The organism is Kitasatospora sp. NPDC030952 (assembly GCF_055571335.1).
On sequence record NZ_JBVIFM010000010.1, the window covers coordinates 1 to 21,508 of the forward strand.

Annotated in this window: 17 protein-coding genes and 1 riboswitch; of the genes, 13 read left to right on the plus strand and 4 right to left on the minus strand. The window is 73.7% G+C overall.

Annotated elements, in window-relative coordinates; translation table 11 throughout:
- Positions 1-114: 114 nt before the first annotated feature.
- The 6 genes from ACZ47G_RS18790 to ACZ47G_RS18815 all read left to right on the plus strand — a co-directional run bounded on the left by ACZ47G_RS18790 (position 115) and on the right by ACZ47G_RS18815 (position 7,154).
- Complete coding sequence (locus ACZ47G_RS18790; protein ID WP_465743998.1) at positions 115-2,145, plus strand: protein meaA; 2,031 nt, start codon at positions 115-117, stop codon at positions 2,143-2,145.
- 43 nt (positions 2,146-2,188) lie between these two features.
- On the plus strand, positions 2,189-3,169 hold the full coding sequence (locus ACZ47G_RS18795; RefSeq protein WP_465744000.1) for an HpcH/HpaI aldolase/citrate lyase family protein: 981 nt from the start codon (positions 2,189-2,191) through the stop codon (positions 3,167-3,169).
- Positions 3,170-3,173: 4 nt separating this feature from the next.
- On the plus strand, positions 3,174-3,677 hold the full coding sequence (locus ACZ47G_RS18800; protein ID WP_465744002.1) for a MaoC family dehydratase: 504 nt from the start codon (positions 3,174-3,176) through the stop codon (positions 3,675-3,677).
- Between the two features lie 195 nt (positions 3,678-3,872).
- Entirely contained in the window at positions 3,873-5,075 is a 1,203-nt protein-coding gene (locus ACZ47G_RS18805) for an acyl-CoA dehydrogenase family protein (protein ID WP_380463539.1), read from the plus strand.
- A gap of 521 nt (positions 5,076-5,596) precedes the next feature.
- Positions 5,597-6,289: a phosphatidylserine decarboxylase gene (locus ACZ47G_RS18810; protein ID WP_380463540.1), complete on the plus strand. Its 693-nt coding sequence runs from the start codon at positions 5,597-5,599 to the stop codon at positions 6,287-6,289.
- Positions 6,276-7,154 carry a CDP-alcohol phosphatidyltransferase family protein gene (locus tag ACZ47G_RS18815; protein WP_380463542.1) on the plus strand — a complete coding sequence of 293 codons (879 nt, stop codon included), beginning with the start codon at positions 6,276-6,278 and terminating at the stop codon, positions 7,152-7,154. The genes ACZ47G_RS18810 and ACZ47G_RS18815 overlap by 14 nt, the downstream gene beginning before the upstream one ends.
- A gap of 111 nt (positions 7,155-7,265) precedes the next feature.
- Here the strand turns inward: ACZ47G_RS18815 and ACZ47G_RS18820 are convergent, their stop codons facing one another.
- The 3 genes from ACZ47G_RS18820 to ACZ47G_RS18830 form a co-directional block, all read right to left on the minus strand.
- Positions 7,266-8,591 (minus strand): hypothetical protein, encoded by a 1,326-nt coding sequence (locus ACZ47G_RS18820; protein ID WP_465744005.1) that lies wholly within the window; start codon positions 8,589-8,591, stop codon positions 7,266-7,268.
- A 577-nt stretch (positions 8,592-9,168) separates the two neighbouring features.
- On the minus strand, positions 9,169-10,293 hold the full coding sequence (locus ACZ47G_RS18825; protein WP_465744007.1) for an alpha/beta hydrolase family protein: 1,125 nt from the start codon (positions 10,291-10,293) through the stop codon (positions 9,169-9,171).
- 485 nt (positions 10,294-10,778) lie between these two features.
- The gene (locus ACZ47G_RS18830; RefSeq protein WP_465744009.1) at positions 10,779-11,471 is read right to left on the minus strand and encodes a helix-turn-helix domain-containing protein; all 693 of its coding nucleotides are present in this window, start codon (positions 11,469-11,471) and stop codon (positions 10,779-10,781) included.
- 196 nt (positions 11,472-11,667) lie between these two features.
- Positions 11,668-11,795, plus strand: a riboswitch (cobalamin riboswitch).
- Positions 11,796-11,906: 111 nt separating this feature from the next.
- Here ACZ47G_RS18830 and ACZ47G_RS18835 point away from each other — a divergent pair.
- The 7 genes from ACZ47G_RS18835 to ACZ47G_RS18865 all read left to right on the plus strand — a co-directional run bounded on the left by ACZ47G_RS18835 (position 11,907) and on the right by ACZ47G_RS18865 (position 19,652).
- On the plus strand, positions 11,907-12,932 hold the full coding sequence (locus ACZ47G_RS18835; RefSeq protein ID WP_465744011.1) for a cobalamin biosynthesis protein: 1,026 nt from the start codon (positions 11,907-11,909) through the stop codon (positions 12,930-12,932).
- Positions 12,929-14,467: a cobyric acid synthase gene (locus ACZ47G_RS18840; RefSeq protein WP_465744013.1), complete on the plus strand. Its 1,539-nt coding sequence runs from the start codon at positions 12,929-12,931 to the stop codon at positions 14,465-14,467. The genes ACZ47G_RS18835 and ACZ47G_RS18840 overlap by 4 nt, the downstream gene beginning before the upstream one ends.
- The gene (locus ACZ47G_RS18845) at positions 14,464-16,575 is read left to right on the plus strand and encodes a putative cobaltochelatase (protein WP_465744015.1); all 2,112 of its coding nucleotides are present in this window, start codon (positions 14,464-14,466) and stop codon (positions 16,573-16,575) included. Before ACZ47G_RS18840 ends, ACZ47G_RS18845 begins: the two co-directional genes overlap by 4 nt.
- A 6-nt stretch (positions 16,576-16,581) precedes the next feature.
- Entirely contained in the window at positions 16,582-17,187 is a 606-nt protein-coding gene (cobO, locus tag ACZ47G_RS18850) for a cob(I)yrinic acid a,c-diamide adenosyltransferase (protein ID WP_380459016.1), read from the plus strand.
- A 4-nt stretch (positions 17,188-17,191) separates the two neighbouring features.
- Entirely contained in the window at positions 17,192-18,574 is a 1,383-nt protein-coding gene (locus tag ACZ47G_RS18855) for a cobyrinate a,c-diamide synthase (protein WP_465744017.1), read from the plus strand.
- Positions 18,571-19,107 carry a chloramphenicol phosphotransferase CPT gene (gene cpt / locus ACZ47G_RS18860; protein ID WP_465744402.1) on the plus strand — a complete coding sequence of 179 codons (537 nt, stop codon included), beginning with the start codon at positions 18,571-18,573 and terminating at the stop codon, positions 19,105-19,107. The genes ACZ47G_RS18855 and cpt overlap by 4 nt, the downstream gene beginning before the upstream one ends.
- A 68-nt stretch (positions 19,108-19,175) precedes the next feature.
- On the plus strand, positions 19,176-19,652 hold the full coding sequence (locus tag ACZ47G_RS18865; protein ID WP_465744019.1) for an OsmC family protein: 477 nt from the start codon (positions 19,176-19,178) through the stop codon (positions 19,650-19,652).
- A 97-nt stretch (positions 19,653-19,749) separates the two neighbouring features.
- Here ACZ47G_RS18865 and ACZ47G_RS18870 read toward each other — a convergent pair whose 3' ends face one another.
- Positions 19,750-21,477, minus strand: coding sequence for a serine/threonine-protein kinase (locus ACZ47G_RS18870; RefSeq protein WP_465744021.1), 1,728 nt, complete (start codon positions 21,475-21,477; stop codon positions 19,750-19,752).
- Between the last annotated feature and the right edge of the window lie 31 nt (positions 21,478-21,508).

The following is a 21,508-nucleotide window of genomic DNA, read 5'->3' on the forward strand; positions in this document are numbered from 1 at the left end:
AGGTCGGCGTGCTCTGCCTGGCCCCCGAGGAGGGCCTCGGCGTCCAGAACGCCGAACTGCGCGAGAAGCACCTGCCCGCCATCAACCGCTTCCGCAACATCTGAGGCGCCTCCGATGACCGAGCCCCAGAAGCGCGACCGGCCCTGGCTGATGCGCACCTACGCCGGGCACTCCACCGCGAGCGACTCCAACGCGCTCTACCGGCGGAACCTGGCGAAGGGCCAGACCGGCCTGTCCGTCGCCTTCGACCTGCCGACCCAGACCGGCTACGACTCCGACCACATCCTCGCCCGCGGCGAGGTGGGCCGGGTCGGTGTCCCGGTCGGCCACGTCGGCGACATGCGCACCCTGTTCGACGGCATCCCGCTCGAACAGACCAACACCTCCATGACGATCAACGCCACCGCGATGTGGCTGCTGGCGCTCTACCAGGTGGTCGCCGAGGAGCAGGGCGCCGACATCGCCAAGCTCACCGGCACCACCCAGAACGACATCGTCAAGGAGTACCTGTCGCGCGGGACGCACGTCTTCCCGCCCGGCCCGTCGGTGCGCCTGATCACCGACATGATCGCCTACACGGTCGGCAACATCCCCAAGTGGAACCCGATCAACATCTGCAGCTACCACCTGCAGGAGGCCGGGGCCACGCCCGTCCAGGAGATCGCCTACGCGATGTGCACCGCCATCTCGGTGCTCGACGCCGTCCGCGACTCCGGGCAGGTCCCCGCCGAGCGGATGGGCGACGTGGTCGCCCGGATCTCCTTCTTCGTCAACGCCGGGGTGCGCTTCGTCGAGGAGATGTGCAAGATGCGCGCCTTCGCCCGGCTCTGGGAGAAGGTCACGCTGGAGCGCTACGGCGTCAGCGACCCCAAGCAGCGGCGCTTCCGCTACGGCGTCCAGGTCAACTCGCTCGGGCTGACCGAGGCGCAGCCGGAGAACAACGTCCAGCGGATCGTGCTGGAGATGCTGGCCGTCACCCTGTCCAAGGACGCCCGCGCCCGGGCCGTCCAACTCCCGGCCTGGAACGAGGCGTTGGGCTTGCCCCGACCCTGGGACCAGCAGTGGTCGCTGCGGATCCAGCAGGTGCTGGCCTACGAGTCGGACCTGCTGGAGTACGGCGACATCTTCAACGGCTCCGAGGTGATCGAGGCCAAGACCGCCGCGCTGCTGGCCGGCGCCGAGGCGGAGATCGCCAAGGTGCTGGAGATGGGCGGGGTGATTCCGGCCGTCGAGTCCGGCTACCTCAAGTCCAACCTGGTCGCCTCGCACGCCGCCCGCCGGGCCCGGATCGAGTCCGGTGAGGACAAGATCATCGGCGTCAACTGCTTCGACACCACCGAGCCCAGCCCGCTCACCGCCGACCTCGACACCGCGATCATGGTGGTCGACCCGGCCTCCGAGCAGTCCGTGCTCACCGCCCTGGAGGCCTGGCGCGGACAGCGCGACGAGGCCGCCGCCCAGGAGTCGCTGGCCGAGCTCAAGGCCGTCGCCGCCACCGGGGCCAACCTGATGCCGGCCACCCTCGCCTGCGCCCGGGCCGGGGTCACCACCGGCGAGTGGTCCTTCGCCCTGCGCGAGGTGTTCGGCGAGTACCGCGCCCCCACCGGCGTGGGCGGCGCACCCGTCGCGGTCACCGCCGAGCCCGGCGGGGAACTGGAGCAGGTCCGCGCCGCCGTCGCCGCCACCGCCGAGGAGCTGGGCGCCGGCAAGCTGCGCCTGCTGGTCGGCAAGCCCGGCCTGGACGGGCACTCCAACGGTGCCGAGCAGATCGCCGTCCGGGCCCGCGACGCCGGGTTCGAGGTGGTCTACCAGGGCATCCGGCTGACCCCGGAGCAGATCGTCTCCGCCGCGGTGGCGGAGGACGTGCACTGCGTGGGCCTGTCGATCCTCTCCGGCGCGCACACCGAGCTGGTGCCCGACGTCCTGAAGCGGCTGCGCCGCGCCGGGGTGGAGGATGTCCCGGTGATCGTGGGTGGCATCATCCCGGCAGCGGACGGCGAGGCCCTCAAGGCCGTCGGCGTCGCCGCCGTGTTCACCCCGAAGGACTTCGGCATCACCACCATCATCGGCCGGATCGTGGACGAGATCCGGCTGGCCAACCGGCTCCAGCCGTGGACGCCCGCACCGACCACGGCCACGAACTGACCAGCTGACCAGCTGACCACTGGGAAGGAACAGAACCACCCTCATGAGCAACGTCAACCGGCTTCGCCCCCGCCGCTCCTGCCTCGCCGTACCGGGCAGCAACCCGCGCTTCCTGGAGAAGGCCCAGGGCCTCCCGGCCGACCAGGTCTTCCTCGACCTCGAGGACGCCTGCGCCCCGCTGGTCAAGGAGAGCGCCCGCCACCACATCGTCGACGCGCTGAACAACGGCGACTGGGGCGGCAAGACCCGCGTCGTGCGGGTCAACGACTGGACCACCCACTGGACCTACCGCGACGTGATCACCGTGGTCGAGGGCGCCGGCCCCAACCTCGACTGCATCATGCTGCCCAAGGTCCAGGACGCCGAGCAGGTCAAGGCGCTCGACCTGCTGCTCACCCAGATCGAGAAGACCATGGGCTTCGAGGTCGGCAAGATCGGCATCGAGGCGCAGATCGAGAACGCCAAGGGCCTGATCAACGTCGACGCCATCGCCGAGGCCTCGCCCCGGCTGGAGACCATCATCTTCGGCCCCGCCGACTTCATGGCCTCGATCAACATGAAGTCCCTGGTGGTCGGCGAGCAGCCGCCCGGCTACAACGCCGACGCCTACCACTACATCCTGATGCGCATCCTGATGGCCGCCCGCGCCAACGACCTCCAGGCGATCGACGGCCCGTACCTGCAGATCCGCAACGCCGACGGCTACCGCGAGGTCGCCGGCCGCTCCGCCGCCCTCGGCTTCGACGGCAAGTGGGTGCTGCACCCGGACCAGGTCGCCATCGCCAACGAGGTCTACTCGCCCTCGCAGGAGGACTACGACCACGCCGAGCTGATCCTCGACGCCTACGACTACTGCACCTCCGAGGCGGGCGGCGCCAAGGGCTCCGCGATGCTGGGCGACGAGATGATCGACGAGGCCAGCCGCAAGATGGCCCTGGTCATCTCCGGCAAGGGCCGGGCCGCCGGCATGCAGCGCACCACCAAGTTCGAACTGCCCGGATCCGAGAAGAAGGCGGAGGCGTAAGGCCATGCAATTCGGACGCACCTACGAGGAGTTCGAGGTCGGCGCGGTCTACAAGCACTGGCCCGGGAAGACCGTCACCGAGTACGACGACCACCTCTTCTGCCTGCTCACCATGAACCACCACCCGCTCCACCTGGACACCAACTACGCGGAGAAGACGACCGACTTCGGCCGGAACGTCGTGGTGGGCAACTACGTCTACTCGCTGCTGCTCGGCATGTCCGTCCCGGACGTCTCCGGCAAGGCGATCGCCAACCTGGAGATCGAGTCGCTGCGCCACATCGCGCCGACCTTCCACGGCGACACCATCTACGGCGAGACGACCGTCCTGGACAAGTGGCCGTCCAAGTCCAAGGACGACCGCGGCATCGTCCACGTCGAGACCAAGGGGTACAAGCAGGACGGCACGGTCGTCTGCATCTTCCGCCGCAAGGTGATGGTGCCGACCGAGACCTACATCAAGGAGCGCGGCGGCGAGCAGCCCGGCCGCCCCGAGCCGCTCTCCTGAACCGCCCCCTGAACGCTCCCCTTTCCATAGGGACCACCCCTATAGAAAGGGGAGCACCCCGAAAGACCCCGGACGGGGAGGCCGCCGTCATCGGCCGACCCCCACCCGGTCGGGGGCCCTGCTGCCGCAGCCACGCCGGCAGGGCCCCCGAAAATCCCCCCCCCCCCGCCCTTTCAGACATTCCGGAGCCGCACGATGGGACGCCTCGCACAGACCGACGGCCTCACCGAGATCCAGCGGGACATCCTCGCCACCGTGCGGGATTTCGTCGACAAGGAGATCATTCCGGTCGCGACCGAGCTGGAGCACAAGGACGAGTACCCGACCGCCATCGTCGAGGGGATGAAGCAGCTCGGGCTGTTCGGCCTCACCATCCCCGAGGAGTACGGGGGCCTGGGCGAGTCCCTGCTCACCTACGCCCTGGTGGTCGAGGAGATCGCCCGCGGCTGGATGTCGGTCTCCGGCATCGTCAACACCCACTTCATCGTGGCGCACATGATCAACGCCCACGGCACCCAGGAGCAGAAGGACTACTTCCTGCCGAAGATGGCCGCCGGCGAAATCCGCGGCGCCTTCTCGATGTCCGAGCCCGGCCTCGGCTCCGACGTTTCGGCCATCTCCACCAAGGGCGTCAAGGACGGGGACTTCTACGTCCTCAACGGCCAGAAGATGTGGCTCACCAACGGCGGCACCTCCACCCTGGTCGCGGTCCTGTGCAAGACCGACGAGGGCGGCAGCAGCCCGTACAAGAACATGACCACCTTCCTGATCGAGAAGACGGCGGGCTTCGGTCCGAACCCGACCGTCCCCGGACTCACCGTGCCCGGGAAGATCGAGAAGATGGGCTACAAGGGCGTCGACACCACCGAGCTGGTGCTGCAGGACGTGCGGATCCCGGCCGACCGCGTCCTCGGCGGCGTCCCGGGCCGCGGCTTCTACCAGATGATGGACGGCGTCGAGGTCGGCCGGGTCAACGTCGCCGCCCGCGGCTGCGGCGTCGCCCGCCGCGCCTTCGAGCTTGGCATCTCCTACGCCCAGCAGCGCTCCACCTTCGGCAAGAAGATCGCCGAGCACCAGGCGATCCAGTTCAAGCTCGCCGAGATGGCCACCAAGGTCGAGGCCGCCCACCAGATGATGGTCATGGCCGCCCGCAAGAAGGACAGCGGAGAGCGCAACGACCTCGAGGCCGGCATGGCCAAGTACCTGGCCTCGGAGTACTGCAAGGAGGTCGTCGAGGACGCCTTCCGGATCCACGGCGGCTACGGCTTCTCCAAGGAGTACGAGATCGAGCGCCTCTACCGCGAGGCCCCGATGCTGCTCATCGGTGAAGGAACTGCGGAGATCCAGAAGATGATCGTCGGACGCCGGCTCCTGGAGGAGTACCGGATCGCCGAGTGACCGGCCGGCCCCCGGCCCCGGCCCGGGGGACCGCCGAGTGATTGCGGGGCCGCCCCGATTGACGGGCGGCCCCCTCCGAACCGCCGGTCGACGGGCGTGCGGGCCCGTCCCGGCAGAGCGCCGTGCCACGTCACGGACCCGGCCTGGTCCGCCTGGGTCCGGCACGGCCTCCGGAAAGCGGCCGCAGGGCGTACAGCTGCAGCGACGCGCCCTGCGGCCGCTTCCGTACACCTTCTTCCACCCCGTACGGCCCGTGTCCCCCAACGGGTTCCGGCCGCCCGACTGCTGAGACAAGAGTCACCAGCCTCGTCCGGTCCCTTGGGAACCGGACCGGGGCGAGCTACGGTCGTAGAAGCGGGATGCGTACAGGCACTCCCACCGGACACATGAACGAGCAGGCGGGTTGCCCACCCACCGTGTGCTCCCGATAGCATCCACCGGGACAGCAAGCCGTCCCTCTATTACCGATCCCGCGGTGGCCCCCGTCCAGCGGCCATGATCCCCCGCGACAAAGGTTTTCGATGCCCATCAGCCCGTCCCCTCACACCTCCGTCACGGACCGCGATGCCCTCGCAGCCCCGACGGCCGGTCGGCGACCCCGCGTGACCATCGCGCGCGGAGCCACCCCCTGGTTCGTCCCCACCCTCGCCACGGCCGCCCTGACCACCGCCCTCACCCGGCGCAACGGCAAGTGGGCCCTGGCCGCGGTACCGGCCTGCGCGCTCGGCGCGGGCATGCTGTGGTTCTTCCGCGACCCCGAGCGTGAGATCGGCACCGGCAGAGTCATCTCCCCCGCCGACGGCGTGGTCCAGAGCATCGACGCCTGGCCGGACGGCCGCACCCGGGTCGCGATCTTCATGAGCCCGCTGAACGTCCACGTCAACCGCGCGCCCCTGCCGGGCACGGTGACGTCGGTCGAGCACGTCGCGGGCGGCTTCGTCCCGGCGTTCAACAAGGACAGCGACCAGAACGAGCGGGTCGTCTGGCACTTCGACACCGAACTCGGCGACATCGAGATGGTGCAGATCGCGGGGGCCGTGGCCCGTCGCATCGTGCCGTACGTGGCCGCCGGAACCAAGGTCGAGCAGGGCGACCGGATCGGCCTGATCCGGTTCGGCTCCCGGGTCGACACCTACCTGCCGGCCGGCGTCGAGGTCGGCGTCGAGGTCGGCCAGAAGACCACAGCCGGGGTGACACGCCTTGACCGTGACTGATCCTGAAACAATCGTCGGCCTGGACGACGAGGAGACGGCCCTGCGCCGCCGCCGCTGGGCGCGCGACCGCGAACTGCGGGCCCCGCGCTCCCCCCAACACCTGTCCACCGCCGACTTCCTGACCCTGGGGAACGCCGTCTGCGGCTTCCTGGCGATCTACTCGATCACCACCGGGGTCCTGGTCCCGCACATCACCAACCCGGACGCCGCTCCGGACCGGCACAGCGCCGCCACCGCGGTGACGCTGCTGCTGATCGGCTCGATGTGCGACCTCTTCGACGGACTGGTGGCGCGCAAGCTCCGCTCCTCCGCCCTCGGAGCGGAACTGGACAACCTGGCCGACCTGATCAGCTTCGGCATCGCGCCGGCCTACTTCGTCGCGGTCTGGGGCATGGTCTCCCAGGGCTCCAACACCAAGCTGTCGGCGCTGATCGCGCTGACCGTGCTGCTCGCGGTGGTGCTGCGGCTGGCCCGCTTCTCGGCCGTCAAGATGCGGCCCGGGGTGTTCCAGGGCATGCCCTGCCCGATGGGCGCGATGACGGTCATCGCCATCGTGCTGCTCGACCCGCCGTTCCTGCCCGGTCTGCTCGCCATCTTCGGCGCCGCGTACCTCATGGTCAGCCGGATCGAGTACCCCAAGCCGCAGGGGCTGCTGGCCACCGCCACGCTCTGCTGGGTCGTGGTGGCGATCGGCTGCCTGGCCGCCTGGGCGACCGGGCTGCCCGGTGGCGACACCCTGATGCACGTGGGCGCGTTCGCCCAGATCACGCTCGCCGCGATGGCGCCGCTGCTGGTCATCCGACGCAAGGTCGGGCAGAAGGTCGGCGACGTCCGCGCCCGGCGGGCGGAGTCGCGGCTCGGCTGAGGTCTCGCTGTACGAGGAAGGGCCCGGAACCTGGTGGTTCCGGGCCCTTCCTCGTTTGGATTTGGCTGTTGGCTGGAGCTCCGGCTCTTCCTCGTTCGGCTGGGGCGGGGGCTATGCGCCGCCGGTGTGGACGCTGAAGGCCGAACGGCGGGCCGCCCGGGCCACGCCCGGGTCCGGGTGCACGCCGGAGACCGCCGTCAGCACCGAGGCCGCCCGCGGGTGCCCCGACTGCCGGGCCCGGGCGAACAGCCGTACCGGGTCGCCCGCCGAGGCACCCTCGACATGGCCCACCAGCAGCTCCGTCTCACCGTGGTCCAGCACCGCGGCCGCGGTGTCCACCCACAGCCAGGCCGCGTCCTCGGCACCCAGCACGTCCGCCGGGGAGACCCCCTCGTCGGCGCGCTCGGCCAGCCACAGCAGCGCGTACGGGCGCAGCACCGGCGCGTCCACCGCCGCCCGCACCGCCTGCTCGGCCGGCCCGCCGGCCACCCGCAGCGCCTCGAAGGCCAGCCCGCGCACCAGCGCGTCGTCGCCCCGGGCCGCGTCCAGCAGCTCGGCCACCGCGCGGTCCGCCGGGCGGGCCGCCACCCAGGCCCGGAACTCCGCCCGGGCCGGGCCCGGCGAGTAGTCCGCGCAGGCGTTCAGCAGCTCGAAGGCGCTCTGCTCGATGTGCCCGGCCGCGGTCTGCGCGACCGTGCAGATCTCCTCCAGCTTCGCCCGGACCGCCCAGTGGCCCAGCGGGGACAGCTCGGCGGCGGCGTCGCGGCGCAGCACGGCGCCGACCGCCGCCAGGCCGTCCAGCATCCAGTCCAGCACGGCGGCCACGTCGGAGGGCGCGGCCGGGGTGTCGATCTGCGGCGCGCGGCAGGTGCCGCGCACGGCGGAGACCGCCGAGGCGGCGTGCGGCACCGGCGACAGGCCCGGGCCGCCGAGGGCGGCGCCGACCCGGCGCTCGTCCAGACCGCGGCGCAGCAGCTCCAGCAGCTCGCTCTCGGCCACCGGGCCGTCCACCAGGTGCAGGAAGGACAGCAGCTGCGGGGCCTGGTCCACCGCCTGGCCGGCCAGGACGGCGAACACCCCGCGCAGCGCGGCGGGCGGCACCGGGGCGAGCAGCGTCCAGGCGTCGAACAGCCCGGACCAGCCGCGCACCACGGCCTCGTCGTCGTGCTCCCAGGCGTGCAGGCGCCACCCGGGGCCGGCTCCGCCGTCCCGGGCCTCCACCAGGCCCACCAGCAGCGCCTGGCCCCATGCCTTGGCCGCCGCGCCGACCGTCATGGCCAGGGCGCGGCCGGCCGCCCGGGCATCGTCCGGGAGCAGCTCGCCGCGCTTGTCGACCTCCGCCAGCTCCCCGGCCCAACGGGCGATCCGGACGGCATCCACCAGCATCCGACGGGCCAGCGGCGCCAGCTCGGCCGGCGCGGGGAAACCCTCGGGCACCGGAACCCGGCCCCGACCGGGCGCCGGCGCGGGCCCTCGTCGCCGGGGTACACCGGCCCCGCCCGGCCTGCCACCGGATGGCCGGTGGGCCGTACCGGGGAGACGGGTCACCGTCGCACCGGTACCGATTGTCGGCGGGAGCGGGGCATCACGGTCGCGCGGGTTCCGAGACGTCACGTCCAGCAGTCTTCCCCTTGCATGGGCCTTCTGTCACATCCGGTTGTCCGTACGCCCGCGCGACCGGGGACGGCACCTCCGCAAGATCGGGCAACAGCGGCAAACCGCCTGGCCGGAAACGGGTGGCGGGGGCATGTCAGGGTGGCGGTGGGGCGTTGCGCTTCCCGTCCGAATGGTCACTGTCCGTGGTTTCGCGGGGTTTCGCGGGGCATCTGGCACGGGTGCGGCGGGGTGGCCGGGGTGGCTCGCGATGGAAGCGGAGGGCTGGAATCCGGCCAGTCGGCGACGGGGGGAGGGCACGTGGCGGTGCACTGGAAGTCGGACTGGCCGACTTCTGGTGCGGGGTGTTGTGGTGTGGGTGGGTTGTGGTGCGGGTGGGTTGTGGTGCGGGACGGCTTGGTCAGAGCAGCGGGGTGAGCCAGCGCCGGAGGAGTTCGGTGTAGTGGTCCGGGGCCGAGTTCCAGAGCGCGGCGTGCTCGGCCCCGGGGAAGCGCTGGAGGTTCACCACGTCGTGACGGGCAGCGGCCAGGCGCTCCGCCTTCTCGAAGGGCGCGATCCGGTCGTCGGGGCTGTGCAGGACCAGGGTCGGCACCCGTAGGTCCGCGCCCTCGGCGAGGCGGGAGAAGTCAGCCAGGTCGACGCCGGTGCGGCCCTCCGCGGCCAGCGCACCCAGCTCGGCGGCGACCCCGGTGAAACCGGCCCGGACGGCGTCCCGGCGCGCCGCTGCCGGCAGATCCAGGACCGGCGAGTCGAGGACGATCCCGCTGATCGCGTGCGCCCAGGCGGAACGGGCCGCCGTCTGCAGCACCGTGGTGGCGCCCACCGACCAGCCGTAGAGGATCACCCGGCCCGCGCCGTTGTCCAGCGCCAGCCGCACCGCCGCCTCGACGTCCCGCCACTCGGTCTCGCCGAAGTGGCTGTAGCCGTCCGGGGAGGCCGGGGCGCCCTCGTCGCCGCGGTAGGTGACCGCCAGTGCGGGCAGGCCCAGGCGGTGCAGGACCGGCAGGACAGGAAGGGTCTGCCGGCGGTCGGCCTCCGGGCCGTGCACCAGGATCACCCAGGTGCCGCGCTTGCCGCCCAGCCACCAGGCGGGCAGCGCGCCCAGCTCGCCGTCGGCGGCGGTCTCGATGAAGGTCAGGCCGAACGCGGCGGTGGGATCGCCCAGGTACACGCGCGGGGTGAAACGGACCTCCGTGCCGGGCGTCAGGGTGCCCCGGTCGGCCCGGACCAGCCGGCGGGTGACCCCCTGCTCGTCCCGGTGCAGGATCTCCTCGACCACCGCGTGGCCGCCGCCCTCCCACTCGACCGCCCAGCGGCCGGGGCGCAGGCTCTCCGGACGGCGGCTGAAGGTGACCCGGCCGGCGGCCAGGCTCCGCACCAGCACGGGCCCGGCGTCCGGCCCGACGGCGGCGGGGCCGGGCCCCGCCCCCGGACGGACCATCCGCTCGGAGGCGCGGCGGCCGACCACCAGGACGGCGGCCCCCACGGCGGCGGCCGCCACGATGGCTGCGGTTCCCCAACGCATTTCGTTCCCCGCTCTTTTGCACGGGTCCGCTGCGCGGACCGGACGGTGTTCGAGGAACAGTCCATCGGGGGGGTGGGGGGCTGGCCACTGGGCTGGGCTGTCTGGGGGACGGGGGGCCGCTGCGCGGGGCTGTTGTTGGGGGGTGGGCTTTCGGGAGGGTGGGTGGCCGGGGGCGGTTCCGGGGGTGGGCGCTCCGGGGGCTGGATGATTTTCCGACTGCCGACCCTCGTGGTGGGGGGTTGGGCGCCGTGGGCGGTCTGAAAATCACCCGTCACGCCCCTCTCCGCACCCACCCCCTCCACCGCCCCCTCCCGCAGCGCGTCCCTCTCGCCTTGGTCGGGTGGGGAGGGGGAGGGGGTGAGGTGGGTGGGTGGGTGCTGGGGGTGAGGGGGTGGGTGGGGGTAGTTGCTGGGGGTGGGGGTGTTGCGGGCGCGCGGGCTTTGCCCTGCGCGCCCGATGGGGGTGGGTGTGGAGGTGTGGGCCGGTCAGATGGGGATGGTGGGGTGGTGGGTGCTGAGGAGGTGCCAGAAGCGGGGGGTGAGGGGTGGGGTGGGGGTGCGGGGCTGGGTGGTGGCGCCCCAGTGGGTGGGGATGTGGTGTTCCTGTTGGAGGAGGGGGAGGACGGCGGCGAGGTCGGCTTCCGGGACGGGGACCAGTCGGGCGAGTGGGCGCAGGTGGGGCTGCCAGCGGCCGGCCACGCACTGGCGGAGCAGTCGGTCGAGGGCTTCGCGGCGGCCGGTGGCCTCGACCAGTTCGGTCAGTCGCAGGCCGAGTACCTGGGCGAGGGCGTGGGTCTGGTCAGGGTCGCCGTCCCAGTGGCCGGTCAGTTCGGCCTGCCGGTAGGTGGGGAGTGGCATTCCGATCCGTTCGGCGACGGTCTCCTGGGGGAGTTCCCGGGACAGGCGGTGGTCCCGCAGGGTCACCGGGCGGCCGTCCATCAACTGGTCGGCCGGGCACCAGAGGGCGCGGGCCAGGGCGATGAACTCGGCTTCGCCGGGCCGCAGCTCGCCGTTCTCCCAGGCGAGCACGTGGCTGGGGAGCAGCCGTACGCCGTGCGCGGCCATGCCCTCGGCGACCTGCTCGGGGGTCAGCCCGAGGCCGGCCCGGTGGGCGCGGGCGGCTCCTGGCGAGAACGGCACCGGGGCGGGGGTGGCGGCGGGTGGCTTTCTGCGGCGCATGGCACCGAACGTAGGTGCGGCCGGCGGCGCGTCCCCAGCCGCCGAACGCACGAAGCGGGGCCGGTCGGCGCTGCTCCGCGCTGGGCGATCGCACAGGGCGGGCGCGTGTACGTCGTGTGACCAACCCCTCCGTGACCTCGGTTGACTCCCGGTTCGGGCGCGTGATGGGATCCTGGGGCCAAACGGAGGCATGGAGAGGAAGCCGGTGCGAGTCCGGCGCGGTCCCGCCACTGTCACCGGGGAGCACCCTCGGAATCGCCACGGCGGGTCGTCAGGAGCCGCTGGAAGGCCCGTGGGTGCGTCCGACCCGGAAGCCAGGAGACTCTCGCCACCGGTACGTCGATCCAGGGCGCGGACCCTGAGTGAGGACACCCACGCGATGCAGGCTGCCCCACCGAAGACGGACCCCCGGACAGGGCCTAGCCGCCCGCTGCCGTGCGCCCGCTGACCCGCGCCGCCGCCTTCGCGCTGGGCGCCGTCGCGGGCTACGCCGCCGACACCCGTTTCGCCGACCCGCGCCGCGGCCATCCCGTCGCCCTGTTCGGCAGCGCCGCGATCCGGCTGGAGCGGCGCCTGTGGCGCGACCACCGGGCCGCCGGGGCCGGGTACACCGCGCTGTGCGTGGGCGCGGTCGCGGCTGGGGCGCTCGTCCTGGACCGTACGGTCGGGCGGCGTCCGCTGGGCCGGGCGGCGCTGGCGGCCGCGGCGACCTGGACGGTGCTCGGCGGGACCTCGCTGACCCGGGAGGCGCGCACCATCGGACGCTCGCTCGCCGCGGGCGACCTGACGGCGGCCCGGGAGCGGCTGCCGCACCTGTGCGGGCGGGATCCGAGCGCGCTGGACGAGCAGCATATCGCCCGGGCGGTGGTCGAGTCGGTGGCCGAGAACACCGCCGACGCCGTGGTGAACGCGCTGACCTGGGGCGCCCTGGCCGGCACCCCGGGCCTGCTGGCCTTCCGCGCGGTGAACACCCTGGACGCCATGGTCGGCCACCGCTCGCCCCGCTACGCCCGGTTCGGCTGGGCCTCGGCCCGGCTGGACGACCTGGCGGGCTGGCCGGGCGCCCGGCTGACGGCGCTGCTGACGGTGGCCGCCGCGCCCGAACCCCGTACCGCCTGGCGGGTCTGGCGCCGGGACGGCTCCGCGCACCCGAGCCCCAACGCGGGCCAGGCCGAGTCGGCCTTCGCGGGGGCGGTCGGCGTGCGGCTGGGCGGGAGTCTTCGGTACCCGCACGAGCCGAAGGGCGCGTCGGCTCCGGGTCACGAGCGCCCGGGGGCGGGTGCGGAGCCACAGTCGCGGGTGGAGCACCGGCCGGTGTTGGGGGCGGAGTTCCGGCCGGTGACGGTGGACGACATCGAGCGGGCCTGCACGCTGTCCCGGCGGGTGGGCGCGCTGGCGCTGGGTACGTCGGTCGCGGGGCATCTGGTGGTCCGCCTGTGGATGAGGAGGGGTAGGGCATGAGCAACGCACTGCTGGTCGCGGGGACGACCTCGGACGCGGGCAAGAGCGTGGTGACGGCCGGGATCTGCCGGTGGCTGGTCCGCCAGGGTGTCCGGGTGGCGCCGTTCAAGGCGCAGAACATGTCGCTGAACTCCTTCGTCACCGCCGACGGCGCCGAGATCGGCCGCGCCCAGGCGATGCAGGCGCAGGCCGCCCGGGTGGAGCCGGAGGCGGCGATGAACCCGGTGCTGCTGAAGCCCGGGGCGGACGGCCGCAGCCAGGTGGTGCTGCTCGGCCGGCCGGTCGCCGAGGTGGGGGCGCTGGACTACCGGGAGCGCAAGCCCGTCCTGCTGGAGCGCGCCCTGGAGTGCCTGGCGGACCTGCGCGCCCGCTACGACGTGGTGGTGTGCGAGGGCGCCGGCTCGCCCGCCGAGATCAACCTGCGCGACCGGGACATCGCCAACATGGGCCTGGCCACGGCCGCCGCGCTGCCCGTGGTGGTGGTCGGGGACATCGACCGCGGCGGGGTCTTCGCGGCGATGTACGGGACGCTGGCGCTGCTCTCGGCGGAGGACCAGCGGCACGTCGCGGGCTGGTTCGTCAACAAGTTCCGCGGCGACGCCCGGCTGCTGGCGCCCGGGCTGGAGATGCTGCACGAGCTGACCGGCCGTCCGGTGCTGGGCACCCTGCCGATGCTGCCGGGCCTGTGGCTGGACGCCGAGGACTCGCTGGACCTGTCCACCGTGGTGGACCGGGCGGACGGGCCCGGGCCGCTGGGGGCGGACGTGCTGCGGGTCGCCGTGGTGCGCTTCCCCCGGCTGTCCAACTTCACCGACCTGGACGCGCTGGCCCAGGAGCCCGGCGTGCTGGTGCGCTGGGCGACCCGGCCGGAGGAGCTGGCCGACGCCGACCTGGTGGTGCTGCCCGGCACCCGGGCCACCGTCGCGGACCTCGCCTGGCTGCGTGAGCGCGGGCTGGAGCCGGCGCTGAAGGCGCGGGCGGCGTCCGGGCTGCCGATCCTCGGGGTGTGCGGCGGCTACCAGATGCTGGCCCGCTCGATCGAGGACGAGGTGGAGTCCAAGGCGGGTGCGGTCGACGGCCTCGGGCTGCTGCCGACCCGGGTGCGGTTCGGCGTCGAGAAGGTGCTGGCGCGGCCGGTCGGCGAGGCGTACGGGCAGCGGGTCGAGGGCTACGAGATCCACCACGGGGTGGTGGCGATGGAGGGTGGCGCTCCGTTCTTCTCCGATGGCATCGGGCAGGGCCTGGAGGGCTGCCGGGTCGGCTCGGTCTGGGGCACCACCTGGCACGGCGCGCTGGAGAACGACGGCTTCCGCCGCGAACTCATGCGCGAGATCGCCGAGTTGGCCGGCCGGGCGTTCGTGCCGGCGCCGGACACCTCGTTCGCCGCGGCGCGCGAGGCCCGGCTGGACCGGCTGGGCGACCTGATCGAGGAACACGCGGACACCGACGCGCTGTGGAAGCTGATCGAGGGCGGGGTGCCGGCGGCCGGAACGCTGCCGTTCCTCCCGCCCGGGGCACCTGGGAGTGACGCATGAGTGACGTCCGCTATCCGTTCACCGCGATCGTCGGCATGGCCGACCTGCGGCTCGGGCTGCTGCTGAACGCGGTCTCCCCGGCCGTGGGCGGCGTGCTGGTGCGCGGCGAGAAGGGCACCGCGAAGTCGACCATGGTGCGCGCACTGGCCGGGCTGCTGCCCGCCATCGCCGTCGTGGACGACTGCCGCTTCGCCTGCGACCCGGCCGCGCCGGACCCGCAGTGCCCGGACGGCCCTCACGCCACCGCCGGGAGCCGTGAACGGCCTTCCCAGCTGGTCGAGTTGCCGGTCGGCGTGGCCGAGGACCGGATCGTCGGCTCGCTCGACCTGGAGCGCGCGCTGGCCGAGGGCGTCAAGGCGTACGAGCCGGGGCTGCTCGCCAAGGCGCACCGCGGCGTGCTGTACATCGACGAGGTGAACCTGCTCCAGGACCACGTGGTGGACCTGCTGCTGGACGCCGCCGCGATGGGCCGCTCGTACGTCGAGCGCGAGGGCGTGTCGGTGCGGCACGCGGCGCGGTTCCTGCTGGTCGGCACGATGAACCCGGAGGAGGGCGAGCTGCGGCCGCAGCTGCTCGACCGCTTCGGCCTGACCGTCGAGATCGCCGCCACCCGGGACCCGGCCGAGCGCGCCGAGGTGGTCCGGCGCCGGCTCGCCTACGACGCCGACCCGGCCTCGTTCGCCGCCCGGTTCGCCGAGGAGGAGCGAGCGCTCGCCGAACGCATCACCACGGCGAGGGACTTGCTCTCCAAGGTCGAGCTGAACGATGTGGCGCTGCGTCAGATCACCGCCGTGTGCGCGGCGTTCGAGGTGGACGGACTGCGCGCGGACATCGTGATGGCCCGCACCGCGGTCGCGCTGGCCGCCTGGGCGGGGCGGACGGAGGTGCTGGAGGAGGACGTCCGCAAGGCCGCCCAGCTGGCCCTGCCGCACCGGCGGCGGCGCAACCCGTTCGACGCCCCGGGGCTGGACGAGGAGAAGCTGGACCGGACGCTGGAGGAGCACGCCCAGCAGGACGAGCCCGAGGCGCTCTCGGAGGAGTCTTCGCAGGAGCCGGAGGGTGACGGCCCGGACGGGGACGGCGGTCCGGACGGGGACGGCCCGGACGGCGGCGGTGACGGCGGTCCGGGCGGCGGCGGTGCGCCCGAGCCCTCCGACGACGGCGGCGCCCCGGAGGCGTCCGCCCCCGAGCCGAGCGGAGCGGACGGCGAAGCGCCCGCCCCGCAGCCCGTACCGGCCCAACACCCCGCCCCCGCACGGGAGTCCGCCCCGGTCGCGGCCGGGGATCCGTACCGGACCCGGCTGTTCACCGTGCAGGGCACCGGCCACGGCGCCCAGGGCCGCCGCTCCCCCGCCGAGACCACCGGCGGGCACACCATCCGGGCCCGCCGCCCGCAGGGCACGCTGAGCCGGCTGCACCTGACCGCGACCCTGCAGGCCGCCGCCCCGCACCAGGTGGCGCGCGGGCGGTCCGGCCGGGCGCTGGTGCTGCACAAGGACGACTTCCGCGAACAGGTGCGCCAGGGACGGGAGTCCAACCTGGTGCTGTTCGTGGTGGACGCCTCCGGCTCGATGGCCGCCCGGCAGCGGATGACCGCCGTCAAGGGTGCGGTGCTGTCGCTGCTGATGGACGCCTACCAGCGCCGGGACAAGATCGGCATGATCACCTTCCGCGGCGCGGACGCCGAACTGGCGCTGCCGCCCACCTCCTCGGTGGAGGTCGGCGCCGCCCGGCTGGAGACCCTGCCCACCGGCGGCCGCACCCCGCTGGCCGCCGGCCTGCTGCGCGCCCACGAGGTGCTGCGGGTGGAGCGGCTGCGCGACCCGAACCGGCGCCCGCTGCTGGTCGTGGTCACCGACGGCCGGGCCACCGGCGGCCGCGACGCGCTCGCCCGCTCCCAGCGCGCGGCCACGCTGTTCGCCGCCCAGGGCACCGCGAGCGTGGTGCTGGACTGCGAGTCCGGCCCGGTCCGGCTGGGCCTGGCCCGCACCCTGGCCGGGCTGCTCGGCGGCAACGCCGTCAGCCTGGACGAGCTGCGCGCGGAGGGTGTGGCCTCGCTGGTCCGCGCGAACCGACCTGTCTCCACTTCGATGCGAAAGGCGGCCTGAGCCGACATGCCCAAGGGTGTCCCCGAGAGCGTTCCCGACGACGGCCTGACCACCCGCCAGCGCCGTACCCAGCCGATCACCGCCGTGCACACCGGCCCCGGGAAGGGCAAGTCCACGGCCGCCTTCGGCATGGCGCTGCGGGCCTGGAACCAGGGCTGGTCGGTCGGGGTGTTCCAGTTCGTGAAGTCCGCCAAGTGGAAGGTCGGCGAGGAGAACGCGCTGCGCGTGCTCGGCGCCTCCGGCGAGGGCGGCAGCGTCGACTGGCACAAGATGGGCTCCGGCTGGTCCTGGATCCAGCGCTCCGCCGAGCAGGAGATGACCAGCGAGGAGGCGGCCAAGGAGGGCTGGGAGCAGGTCAAGCGCGACCTCGCGGCCGAGACCTACCGCTTCTACGTGCTGGACGAGTTCACCTACCCGATGCACTGGGGGTGGATCGACCCGGCGGAGGTGGTGGCCGTGCTCAAGGACCGTCCGGGCAGCCAGCACGTCGTCATCACCGGCCGGTACGCGCCCGAGGCGCTGACCGAAGTCGCCGACCTGGTCACCGAGATGACCAAGGTCAAGCACCCCATGGACGCCGGCCGCAAGGGCCAGCGCGGTATCGAGTGGTAGGCCGTTGAGCACCGTCCCACGCCTCGTCGTCGCCGCGCCCTCCTCGGGCGCCGGCAAGACCACCGTCGCCACCGGCCTGATCGCGGCGCTCGCCGCACGCGGGCTGGCGGTCTCGCCGCACAAGGTCGGTCCGGACTACATCGACCCGGGCTACCACGCGCTCGCCGCCGGGCGCCCGGGCCGCAACCTGGACGCCTTCATGTGCGGGCCGGAGCGGATCGCGCCGCTGTTCCTGCACGGCGCGGCGGGGGCGGACGTCGCGGTGGTCGAGGGCGTCATGGGCCTCTTCGACGGGGCCTCCGGGCGCGGGGAGCTGGCGTCCACCGCACACGTCGCCAAGCTGCTGCGGGCGCCGGTGGTGCTGGTGGTGGACGGCAGTTCGCAGTCCCGCTCGGTGGCCGCGCTGGTGCACGGCTTCGCGTCCTGGGACCCTCAGGTGCGCCTCGCCGGGGTGATCCTCAACCGGGTCGCCTCCGACCGGCACGAGCACCTCCTGCGCGAGGCCCTGGAGGAGGGCTCCGGGGTGCCCGTGCTGGGCGCACTGCGCCGCTCGGCGGCGGTGGCCACCCCCTCCCGGCACCTCGGGCTGATCCCGGCGGTGGAGCGCTCGGCGGAGGCGCTGAAGGCCGTCGCGGACATGGGCGAGTTGGTCGCGGCCTCGGTCGACCTGGACGCGGTACTGGAACTCGCCCGCACGGCACCCGAGTTGAACGCCGAACCGTGGGACCCGTCGGCCGAGGTGGCGCCGGTCGCCGGGCGCCCGCGGATCGCGGTGGCGGGTGGCGCCGCGTTCTCCTTCTCGTACGCCGAGAACGCCGAACTGCTCGGCGCGGCGGGCGCGGAGGTCGTCCCCTTCGACCCGCTGCACGCCTCGGCGCTGCCTGCGGGCACCGCCGGACTGGTCATCGGCGGCGGGTTCCCGGAGCTGTACGTACGGGAGTTGAGCGGGAACGCCGAACTGCGGCGGGCCATCGCCGAGTTCGCGGCGGCGGGTGGGCCGATCGCCGCCGAGTGCGCCGGACTGCTCTACCTGGGGCGGGAGTTGGACGGCCTGCCGATGTGCGGAGCGCTGGACACCACCGCCCGGATGACCGAACGGCTCACCCTCGGCTACCGGGAGGCCGTCGCCCTGCACGACTCCCCGCTCGCCCCGGCCGGCACCCGGCTGCGCGGGCACGAGTTCCACCGCACGGTCTGCGAACCCGGCGCCGGCGAACACCCCGCCTGGGGCTGGCGCCTGCCGACCGGGCCGCGCACCGAGGGCTTCGCCGCCGGGAACGTGCACGCCTCGTACCTGCACCTGCACTGGGCCGGGGCGCCCGCGCTGGCGTCGTCGTTCGCGGGGGCCGCGGCGGCGTTCGATGCCGGGACGCACCCGTGCACGTGATCGTCCTCAACGGCGGCTCCAGCTCCGGCAAGTCGAGCATCGCCCGGCGCCTGCAGGAGCTGCTGCCGGAGCCCTGGCTGCACCTCGGGGCGGACACCATGGTGGAGGCACTGCCGCCGTGGCTGCTCGGCGGCGGGGAGGGCATCGGCGGACTGAGCGACGGGGACGGCACGGTGGCCGTCGGGCCGGCCTTCGCCCGGCTGGACGCCGCCTGGTCGGCCGGGGTGGCGGCGATGGCCCGGGCCGGAGCGCCGGTCCTGGTGGACGAGGTGTTCCTCGGCGGAGCCGCCTCCCAGCAGCGCTGGCGCACGGCGCTGGCGGGCCTGGACGTGCTCTGGGTCGGCGTGCGCTGCGACCCGGCGGTGGCCGCGGCCCGGGAGGCCGCGCGCGGCGACCGGGTCGCCGGGATGGCCGCCGCCCAGGCCTCGGCGGTGCACCGGGGCGTCACGTACGACCTGGTCGTCGACACCTCACGGGCCTCGGTGGCGGACTGCGCCGATGCGATCCTCGCGCGGCTGCCCGAACGGGGTTGAGCCCCGCCCTGGCGGCCTCCTGCGGTTGACTGTCCGGCAGCACACCCCATTCCCACGGAGGCAAGCCCATGGCCAGGCAGCACGAGTACACCGCCGAGATCGAATGGACCGGCAACCGGGGCACCGGCACCAGCGACTACCGCGCCTACGCCCGCGACGTCGAGGTCTCCGCCGAAGGCCTGCCGGGCATCCCCGGCTCCGCCGACCCCGCCTTCCGCGGCGACCCGGCCCGCTGGAACCCGGAGCAGCTGCTGCTGGTCTCGCTCTCCCAGTGCCACCTGCTCTCGTACCTGCACCAGTGCGCGGTGAACGGGGTCGTGGTGACCTCGTACGTCGACCGGCCGACGGGCACCATGGCCGTGACGCCGGAGGGCGGGCGCTTCACCTCGGCGGTGCTGCGCCCCCGGGTCGAGGTCGCCGAGCCGGGCATGGTGGAGCGGGCGCTCGCCCTGCACACGGCGGCGAACCGGGGCTGCTTCATCGCCAACTCGGTCGACTTCCCGGTGCGGCACGAAGCCGAGGTGACGGTGGCGGTCGCGGGGTAGGGCGGGTCCGGCGGATCTCGTCGGATCGGTCGGGTCGGTCGGACCGGTCGGACCGGTCGGACCGGTCGGACCGGTCGGGTCGGTCGGGTCGGTTTGGTCAGAGCGCGAGGGTCTGCCAGCCCCGGGTGATCTGCTCGTGGACGGCCGTCGGGTCCGGGGCCGTCGGCTGGGCCGCCGCCAGTGCCGCCAGCAGGCCGGTGCCGTCCGCCGGGCGCTGGGCCGGGTCGACGGCCAGGGCGCGGCGGACCACGGCGGCGAGCGTCGGGTCGAGGGCCTCGACCGCCGCCAGGGCGGCCGGCTCGGGCCCGGTGTCCACGATCCGGCGGATCACCGCGCCCGTGTTGGTCGCGGCGAACGGGCTCGCGCCGTGCGCCGCGCAGACCACGCAGCACGCCCAGGCCCACACGTCGGCCGCCGCACCGACCCGCTCGTCGCCGAACTGCTCCGGCGCCATGTACGTCAGGGTGCCCGGACCGCCGCCGGTGGCGGTCAGCCGGGTGCCGTCCACGATCGCCGCGATGCCGAAGTCCAACAGGCGCGGACCGGCCGTGGTCAGCATGATGTTGGCGGGCTTGAGGTCCCGGTGGACCAGCCCGAGCCGGTGCACCCCGGACAGCGCCACGGCCAGCGCCAGCGCGAGGGCGCGCAAGGCCTCGGCCGAGCGGATCGGCCCCTGCTCGCGCAGATGGGCGTCCAGCGGGCGGCCGTCCAGCAACTCCATGGCCAGGTACGGGCGTCCGGCGTCCACGCCGGTGTCGAGCACCCGGGCGGTGTAGGCGCCGGGGACCATCGACAGCACCTCGGACTCGCGCTGGAAGCGGCGCAACAGGTCGGCGTCGTCGAGGAGTTCGAGGTTGATGGTCTTCAGCGCGACCTGGGTGGCGGAGCCCTGGCGCCGGGCGAGGTAGACCGTGCCCATGCCGCCGGAGCCGATCCGGCCGAGGAGCTGGTAGCCGCCGATCGTCCGGGGCTCATGGGCGCTGAGCGGGCTGCCGATGGGCGGGGTCGACACCATCGGCGGGGCGGGCGGGGTGGGCGGGGTGAACTGCGTGGGCACGTACGGCGGTTGCGACGGGGCGGCGGGCGGCTGCGACGGCGCGACCGGTTGCTGCGGGGTGTGCGGGGCCTGCGGGCTGGCGGTGGGCGCGTACGGGTTCTGCGCGGCCAGGAAGGCCTGGAACGCTTCGGCGGCCTGGGCCGCCTCCGCCCCCGACGCCCCCGGCACCGCCGACGCCCCCGCGCCGACCGGCTTGGGCTTGCGGCTCACGAGCAGGCCGACGAGCTGGTACACCGCGGCGACGACGACCAGGCCGACCGGCAGCAGGAACACGCCGATCAGCGCGCGCAGGGCCACCAGGGCGATCAGTCGGCCCTGGGTCCGGCCGGACGCCCAGGCCTCCCGGGGCAGGCCGGTGGTCAGCAGCTTGCGCTGGGTCAGGTACCAGAGCGCCAGCCACAGCAGCAGGAACCCGACGAACAGGCCGATGTACCAGGTGTCCGCCTCGTGGAGCGGAAGGTGCCATGCGCGGGCGATGTAGCGGGAGTTGAGAAGGTCGTACGGCCGCCCCAGCACGAAGTAGCTGGAGAGGTCCATGAAGTACACCAGGACGACCGGTACGACGGCGGCCACCAGACCCACCGCCAGCTCGCCGACCGTCGCCCCGGTGCCGCCCGGTGCCCCGGCGGCAGCATCAGCCCCCGTGGCCGCCAAGGCCCGTCGGCGGGTGGCGGTCTGAGCGCGCACCAGCACCGGCAGCGACGCCAGCCGCAGCACCAGCGCCGCGACGACCATGATCAGTAGCGCCATTTCGAGCAAGTCCAGCATGCTTCCCCCTGCCTGATCGAGCACACGGAGT

Coding starts and splice junctions, on each gene's coding strand:
- ACZ47G_RS18790 (WP_465743998.1), top strand. CDS start 115: ATGACCGAGCCCCAGAAGCGCGACCGGCCCTGGCTGATGCGCACCTAC.
- ACZ47G_RS18795 (WP_465744000.1), top strand. CDS start 2,189: ATGAGCAACGTCAACCGGCTTCGCCCCCGCCGCTCCTGCCTCGCCGTA.
- ACZ47G_RS18800 (WP_465744002.1), top strand. CDS start 3,174: ATGCAATTCGGACGCACCTACGAGGAGTTCGAGGTCGGCGCGGTCTAC.
- ACZ47G_RS18805 (WP_380463539.1), top strand. CDS start 3,873: ATGGGACGCCTCGCACAGACCGACGGCCTCACCGAGATCCAGCGGGAC.
- ACZ47G_RS18810 (WP_380463540.1), top strand. CDS start 5,597: ATGCCCATCAGCCCGTCCCCTCACACCTCCGTCACGGACCGCGATGCC.
- ACZ47G_RS18825 (WP_465744007.1), bottom strand. CDS start 10,293: ATGCGTTGGGGAACCGCAGCCATCGTGGCGGCCGCCGCCGTGGGGGCC.
- ACZ47G_RS18830 (WP_465744009.1), bottom strand. CDS start 11,471: ATGCGCCGCAGAAAGCCACCCGCCGCCACCCCCGCCCCGGTGCCGTTC.
- ACZ47G_RS18840 (WP_465744013.1), top strand. CDS start 12,929: ATGAGCAACGCACTGCTGGTCGCGGGGACGACCTCGGACGCGGGCAAG.
- ACZ47G_RS18845 (WP_465744015.1), top strand. CDS start 14,464: ATGAGTGACGTCCGCTATCCGTTCACCGCGATCGTCGGCATGGCCGAC.
- cobO (WP_380459016.1), top strand. CDS start 16,582: ATGCCCAAGGGTGTCCCCGAGAGCGTTCCCGACGACGGCCTGACCACC.
- ACZ47G_RS18865 (WP_465744019.1), top strand. CDS start 19,176: ATGGCCAGGCAGCACGAGTACACCGCCGAGATCGAATGGACCGGCAAC.
- ACZ47G_RS18870 (WP_465744021.1), bottom strand. CDS start 21,477: ATGCTGGACTTGCTCGAAATGGCGCTACTGATCATGGTCGTCGCGGCG.